The sequence below is a fragment of the Rhizobacter sp. P2_H3 genome, assembly GCF_056403355.1.
Genome location: NZ_JBFUFQ010000272.1, coordinates 1 through 6,963, shown reverse-complemented (window position 1 = coordinate 6,963; position 6,963 = coordinate 1). Strand labels below are relative to the sequence as shown.

The following is a 6,963-nucleotide window of genomic DNA, read 5'->3' as shown; positions in this document are numbered from 1 at the left end:
TCCCCGAGCCCCGCACCGAGTCCGGCACCCGCGCCGGCACCGAGCCCGGCTCCGGCCCCCGCGCCGTCCGCCAACACCTGGTCGGACCTGGGCAACACCCAGGCTCCCGCCCACACGGCGTCCCCGACGAGCAACAACGGCACGCCGACGCTCGGCGGCACGCTGACCTTCACGAACATCGGCGCCAAGGGCTACTGGGGCCGCCGCATCGAGGCGCAGGCCGGCAGCGCGAGCTGCAACGTGCAGTCGGAAGTCATCAAGTTCCCGTGGGGTGATGAATCCTGCTGCCGCACGAAGCACGACGTCACCAGCGACAGGATCAGCCCGTTCAACGAAGAACTCGGGCTGGTGCTCGACGGCCCGCTGCGCATCAAGCAACTGGTCGTCTACCAGCCGCTGGGCGCCACCGACGGCAACTGGGCGATCCGCTCGTTCTGGGACCGCCGCACGCCCGACAAGCCGTACAACTTCCACTTCTCCGGACCGAAAGGTTCGAAGGTGCTGCCCAGCGAGCTCGGCAACAGCTGCACCGTCTTCGCGTCGCAGGAGAAGCCGTTCAAGTGCGGCCCCGGCAGCGACCCGTACTGCCCGGGCTCCGACCTCGACTTCGTCGGCTGGAAGGGCTCGAAGCTGGTCGTGATGCTGGCCGGCATGCCGTACGCCGACGACCCGACGATGAAGCCGCTGAGCTGCGTCACCGACGGCAAGGACGAGAAGGCCGAAGACTCGCCGTGGCTCGCGGTCGCCCCGTCGGAGCTGTACCGCGACGGCTGGTCGGGCTACAGCCCCTGCCACTGCTTCAGCAACACCCCCGGCAACGCCGGGCTCGGCGACGGCTGCGGCCAGATCAACATCCTCGAGGTGGTGGCCGAATCGCAAGGCGCGCAGTACGGCAACCGCGACATCATCAGCACCGGCATCCGCTCGTACCAGGTCGGCTCGCTGGGCGGCTCGACCTGCGGCGTCAAGGGCTGCACGATGGATCACTTCTCGACCGATGCCGACCTGCTCGACGCGAACAGCCGGACGGTGATGAAGCAAGGGGCCGTCATCGACGCCAACAACCGCGGCAGCGCCGGCCCGGTCTGGCGCCGTCCGGTGGATGACCGCTACTACCTGGTGCTGCTCGACGAGCAGTCGCGCGCGGTGCAGGTGGCGATGGTCCACCCGGGCGCCATCCCGGCCTCGTTGAAGGCCATCGTGCCGGCGTTGCCGAACACGATCACCCGCGCTGCGGTCGACAGCCTGATGGGCTTGCGCCTGCCGAAGTAGGGTTCAACCGGATGCCCATAATTCACCATCCGTTGAATTATGGGCGCCATGCCGTCGCCCCTGCCCGCCACCGCTGCCAGCGCAGCCACCATCGTCGAGCTGCGCACCCGTGACGCCGACCGCACGCAGCAGGAGATCCTGCGCGCCGCGATGCACGAGTTCGCCGCAAGCGGCCTGGGTGGCGCGCGCATCGACGGCATCGCCGAGCGCGCCGGCGTCAACAAGCGCCTCATCTACTACTACTTCGGCGGCAAGGACGAGCTGTTCCTCGCGGTGCTCGAGCAGACCTATGCCGACATCCGCGACGCCGAGCGCGAGCTGCACCTCGAACGCCTGAGCCCGCCCGACGCGGTGCGCCGGCTGGTGTCGTTCACCTGGGAGCACTACCTCGCACACCCGGAATTCCTGACGCTGCTGAACAGCGAGAACCTGCACCGCGCCCGCCACCTGAAGACGTCCAGCCGCATCCGCGAGATGAACTCGCCGCTGCTGCACACGCTCGGCGAGGTGCTGGAGCGCGGCCGCCGCGAAGGCACCTTCCGCGGCGGCGTCGACGCGGTGCAGCTCTACATCTCGATCGCCGGCCTGGCGTACTTCTACCTGTCGAACAACCACACGCTGTCGACCATCTTCGGGCGCGACCTGATGGCGCCCAAGGCCCTGTCGGAGCGCCTGTCGCACATCACCGAGGTGGTGATGGGCTATGTCCTGCGGGACTGACGCCAGACCCTGCAATTCACCAAACGGTTAAGAAGGACCGCACGATGAAACGCTGGCTCCTGTCTCCCGCGCTGCGCCCGGCCTGGCTGCTGGTGGTGCTGCTGGTGCTGTGGGACCTGGCGGTGCGGCTGTTCCGCATCCCGCCCTACCTGATCCCCACGCCGTGGTCGGTGGCGCACCAGCTGGTGGCCGAGGGGCCGATGCTGCTGCGCGAGACGCTGCCCACGCTGTACGCCACGCTGGGCGGCTTCGCGCTGTCGGCGCTGTTCGGCGTGCCGATCGCGATGTGGATCGCGTCGTCGCGCCTGGTCGAGAGCTTCGTCTACCCGCTGCTGGTGTTCTCGCAGTCGATCCCGAAGGTGGCGATCGCGCCGCTGTTCGTCGTGTGGTTCGGCTTCGGCATCGTGCCCAAGGTGATCGCGGCCTTCCTGCTCGGCTTCTTCCCGGTGGTGGTCGCCACGGTGCAGGGCTTCAAGTCGGTCGAGGCCGACGTGATCGACCTGGCCCGTTCGATGGGCGCGAGCCCGTGGAAGGTGTTCATCAAGTTCCGGCTGCCCACCGCGCTGCCGTCGATCTTCAGCGGGCTGAAGGTCTCGGTGACGCTGGCGGTGGTGGGCGCGGTGGTCGGCGAGTTCGTCGGCTCCAACTCCGGCATCGGCTATGTGCTGCAGAAGGCCACCGGCAGCTTCGACCTGCCGCTGATGTTCGCCGCGCTGGTGCTGCTGTCGATGGTGGGCGTGCTGCTGTTCCTCGCCGTCGAACTCGTCGAACGCTGGCTGATGCCCTGGCACACCTCGCAGCGCGCCGGACAGCTCGGCACGCCCTGAACAACAACCGAAGGAGACATCCCATGAAGAGACGCGTCCTGGTGCAAGCCGCTGCGGCGGCCGCGTTGTCGGTCGGCCTCGCCGCGCCTGCCTTCGCGCAGGCCCGCGACAAGGTGGTGCTGCTGCTCAACTGGTACGTCTACAGCGAGCACGCGCCCTTCTTCATCGGCAAGGAGAAAGGCTTCTACGAGGCCGAGGGCATCGACCTGGAGATCCAGGAGGGCCGCGGCTCGGCGGTGTCGATCCAGGCGGTGGCGGCGGGCTCGGCCACCTTCGGCTATGTCGACGTGCCGACGATGATGAAGGCCGCTGCCAAGGGCGCGCCGGTGAAGGCGGTCGGCGTCGCGCTGCAGGTCAGCCCGATGTCGGTGATGGGCTTCTCCGAGAAGGGCGTGAAGACCGCGAAGGACATCGCCGGCAAGACCGTCGCGATGACGCCCGGCGACTCGATGAGCCAGATCTGGCCGCTGTTCCTGAAGAAGACCGGGCTGCAGGAGAACCAGTTCAAGACCGTCTCCGGCGACGCGCAGACCAAGCTGAACGCGGTGATCAACGGCCAGGCCGACCTGCTGCTCGGCTACGTGATGGACCAGAACATCAAGCTGCAGGATGCGACGAAGAAGCCCGTGCAGGTGGTGCGCTTCGCCGACTACGGCGTGAACCTGATCAGCTCGGGCATCGTCGCGCACAAGGACACGCTGTCCGGCAAAGCCGACCTGGTCAAGCGCTTCCTGCGCGCCACCACGCGCGCGCTCGAAGAGGCCGAGAAGAACCCCGAGGCCGCGGTCGACGCGACGCTGAAGGCGAACCCGAAATCCGGCCAGCGCGACACCATGCTGGTGGGCCTGAAGCTGACGACCGCGCTGTACCACACCGACGAGACCAAGGCGCTGCGGCCGTTCCGCGTCTCGATGAAGAACGTGGGCGAATCGCTGGACCTGCTGGTGCAGTACGGCGGCATGGACCCGGCCACGCGCGGCAAGCCCGAGGACTACGTCACTCTCGACTACCTGCCGTGAGCGCCGTGCTCAAGACCGTGCCAGAGGCCGAGCTGGCCCCGGTGCTGATCGAGGCCCGCGGCCTGCGCAAGACCTACCGCACGCAGGACGGCGACGTCGAGACGCTGCGCCCGCTCGATCTCTCGATCCGCGCCGGCGAGTTCGTCTCGGTGGTCGGCCCGTCGGGTTGCGGCAAGAGCACGCTGATGAAGCTGGTGGCCGGGCTGTTGCCGGCCAGCGGCGGCGAGTTGACGCTCTCCGGCCGTGCGGTGAACGGCCCGCAGACCGACGTGGGCATCGTGTTCCAGAACGCGCTGCTGCTGCCGTGGCGGCGCGTCATCGACAACATCCTGCTGCAGGCCGAGATCCGCGGGCTGCCGATGGCGGCAGCCCGCGAGCGTGCGCAGCAGCTGATCGAGATGGCCGGGCTGCGCGGCTTCGAGAACAAGTACCCGTGGCAGCTGTCGGGCGGCATGCAGCAGCGCGTGGCCATCCTGCGGGCGCTGCTGCACGACCCGCCGGTGCTGCTGATGGACGAGCCCTTYGGCGCGCTCGACGCGATGACGCGCGAGCGCATGAACCTGGAGCTGCAGCGCATCTGGGGCGCCTCCGGCAAGACGGTGCTGCTGATCACGCACAGCATCCCGGAGGCGATCTTCCTGTCGGACCGGGTGGCGGTGATGACCGAGCGCCCGGGGGCCATCGCCGCGGTGTACGACATCGCGCTGCCGCGGCCGCGCTCGCTCGACGTGATGGGCAGCGAGGCCTTCGCCGCGTACGCGAAGACGCTGCGCGCGCACTTCTATGCGCAGGGGTCGCTCGATGCGCATTGAGGGCATCCTGCTGGTCGTGCGCGCGGTCGATTGCGGCGTGCGGCCGGTGGCGCTGCGCCTGCCGTTCCGCTTCGGCGCGGTCACGCTCGATCGCTGCCCGCAGCTCTTCGTGCGCGCCACCGTCGAGGTGGCCGGCCGCGGCAGCTGGCAAGGCCACGCGGCCGAACTGATGGTGCCGAAGTGGTTCGACAAGCGCGCCGGTTTCTCGCACGCGCAGAACGTCGAGCACCTGGCCAACGCCGTCGAGCGCACGGTGCAGGCCTACGCCGGCGATGCGTCGGCCAGTGCGTTCGAGCTGTTCCAGCGCCATGCAGCCGCGCTGGCCGACGCCGGCCGCCACGCCGGAGCGACCGAGCTGTCGAGCGCCTTCGGCGCGGCGCTGGTCGACCGCGCGGTGCTCGACGCGCTGTGCCGGGCGCTCGGTGTGTCGGTGTTCGAGGCGGTCGCGCGCAACGCGATCGGCCTGCAGCCCAGCGCGCTGCTGCCCGACCTGCGCGGCTTCGACTGGAACGGCTGGCTCCCGACGCTGGTGCCACCGCGGCTGCGCATCGAGGCCCGCCACACCGTGGGCCTGCTCGATGCACTGCAGCCGCTGCCCGAGGACGCCGGCCCGCTGCCGGTGAGCCTGCCGGCGGTGATCGCGCGCTACGGGCACCGGGTGTTCAAGATCAAGCTCGGCGGCGATCCGCGGGCCGACGTGCAACGCCTCGCCGAGGTGCTGGCGGTGCTCGACCGAGATGCGCCCGGCCACCGCTACACGCTCGACGGCAATGAGCAGTACGGCGACACGGCGGCGATCTCCGAGCTGTTCGCGCGGCTGGCTTCGCTGCCGGCATACGCCGCGCGGCCCGATGCGCTGCTGTACCTGGAGCAGCCGCTGCCCCGCGATCGCTCGTTCGACGGCGCGCTGCCACCCCTGCCCTGCCCGCTGCTGATGGACGAGGCCGACGGCACGCTGGACGCCTTCGTGCGCGGCCGCGACGCCGGCTGGCAAGGCGTGTCGAGCAAGGGCTGCAAGGGCTTCTACAAGTCGCTCGTCAACCGCGCGCGCTGCGAACGCTGGAACCAGGCCGCGCGGCGCGACGGCCAGGCGCCGGCGTGGTTCATGTCGGCCGAGGACCTGACCTGCCAGGCCGGCCTCGCGGTGCAGCAGGACCTGGCGCTGGCCGCGCTGCTGGGCCTGGATCATGCCGAGCGCAACGGCCACCACTACGCCGACGGCTTCGGTGCCGCGCCGGCCGCCGAACGCCAGGCCTTCGTGCGGGCCCATCCCGACCTGTACGACGGCGACGGGCGGCTGCGCATCGCCGGCGGCCGCATCGATCTCCATTCGCTGGCCGGCCCCGGTTACGCCCACGCGGCCACGCCAGACTGGTCGGCGATGCAGCCGCTGTCGCAGGCAGCCGCCCTCGTCTGAATCCTCATCGTCCGACCCCGCAAGGAGCCCCATGGCCACACAACGACTCGGTCTGATCATGCACGGCGTCACCGGCCGCATGGGCATGAACCAGCACCTGATCCGCTCGATCGTCGCGATCCGCCAGCAGGGCGGCGTGGCGCTCGCCAACGGCGACCGGCTGATGCCCGACCCGGTGCTGATCGGCCGCGATGCCGGCAAGATCGAGGCGCTGGCGAAGGCCCACGGCATCGCGCGCTGGGGCACCAACCTCGATGCCGCGATGGCCGACCGCGCCGACACCGTGTTCTTCGACGCCGGCACCACGCAGATGCGCCCGACGCTGCTCGCGCAGGCGATCCGCGCCGGCAAGCATGTCTACTGCGAGAAGCCGATCGCGACCAACCTGTCCGAGGCGCTGGAGGTGTGCCGCCTCGCGCAGCAGGCCGGCGTGAAGCACGGCGCGGTGCAGGACAAGCTGTTCCTGCCCGGCCTGCGCAAGCTCGACATGCTGAAACGCGCCGGCTTCTTCGGCCGCATCCTGTCGGTGCGCATCGAGTTCGGCTACTGGGTGTTCGAGGGCGACCTGCAGCCGATCCAGCGGCCGTCGTGGAACTACCGGCAGGAAGACGGCGGCGGCATCATCCTCGACATGGTGTGCCACTGGCGCTACGTGCTGGACAACCTGTTCGGCGAGGTGCAGGCGGTGTCGTGCCTCGGCACCACGCACATCCCGGAACGTTTCGATGAAGCCGGCAAGCCGTACCGCGCGACGGCCGACGACGCCGCCTACGCGACCTTCCAGCTGGCCGGCGGCGTGATCGCGCAGGTCAACAGCTCGTGGGTGACGCGCGTGCGGCGCGACGACCTGGTCACCTTCCACGTCGACGGCACGCACGGCTCGGCGGTGGCCGGGC

General features: G+C 69.8%; 7 protein-coding genes. All 7 read left to right on the top strand.

The genetic code is table 11. From position 1 onward, the window contains the following. The coding region (locus tag AC1D1T_RS28415) for a DUF2403 domain-containing lipoprotein (protein WP_477992946.1) at positions 1–1,272 on the top strand (1,272 nt) is incomplete at its 5' end. A gap of 48 nt (positions 1,273–1,320) precedes the next feature. Beyond that, the gene (locus tag AC1D1T_RS28410; protein WP_477844511.1) at positions 1,321–1,992 is read left to right on the top strand and encodes a TetR/AcrR family transcriptional regulator; all 672 of its coding nucleotides are present in this window, start codon (positions 1,321–1,323) and stop codon (positions 1,990–1,992) included. A gap of 44 nt (positions 1,993–2,036) precedes the next feature. Next, positions 2,037–2,819: an ABC transporter permease gene (locus tag AC1D1T_RS28405; protein WP_465112565.1), complete on the top strand. Its 783-nt coding sequence runs from the start codon at positions 2,037–2,039 to the stop codon at positions 2,817–2,819. Between the two features lie 23 nt (positions 2,820–2,842). Continuing rightward, entirely contained in the window at positions 2,843–3,838 is a 996-nt protein-coding gene (locus tag AC1D1T_RS28400; RefSeq protein ID WP_047512048.1) for an ABC transporter substrate-binding protein, read from the top strand. Continuing rightward, entirely contained in the window at positions 3,835–4,650 is an 816-nt protein-coding gene (locus tag AC1D1T_RS28395; protein WP_465112564.1) for an ABC transporter ATP-binding protein, read from the top strand. The genes AC1D1T_RS28400 and AC1D1T_RS28395 overlap by 4 nt, the downstream gene beginning before the upstream one ends. Then, the gene (locus AC1D1T_RS28390; protein ID WP_477992945.1) at positions 4,640–6,067 is read left to right on the top strand and encodes an enolase-like domain-containing protein; all 1,428 of its coding nucleotides are present in this window, start codon (positions 4,640–4,642) and stop codon (positions 6,065–6,067) included. The genes AC1D1T_RS28395 and AC1D1T_RS28390 overlap by 11 nt, the downstream gene beginning before the upstream one ends. Before the next feature lie 31 nt (positions 6,068–6,098). Continuing rightward, on the top strand, positions 6,099–6,963 hold an 865-nt coding region (locus tag AC1D1T_RS28385; RefSeq protein WP_477992944.1), incomplete at its 3' end, for a Gfo/Idh/MocA family protein.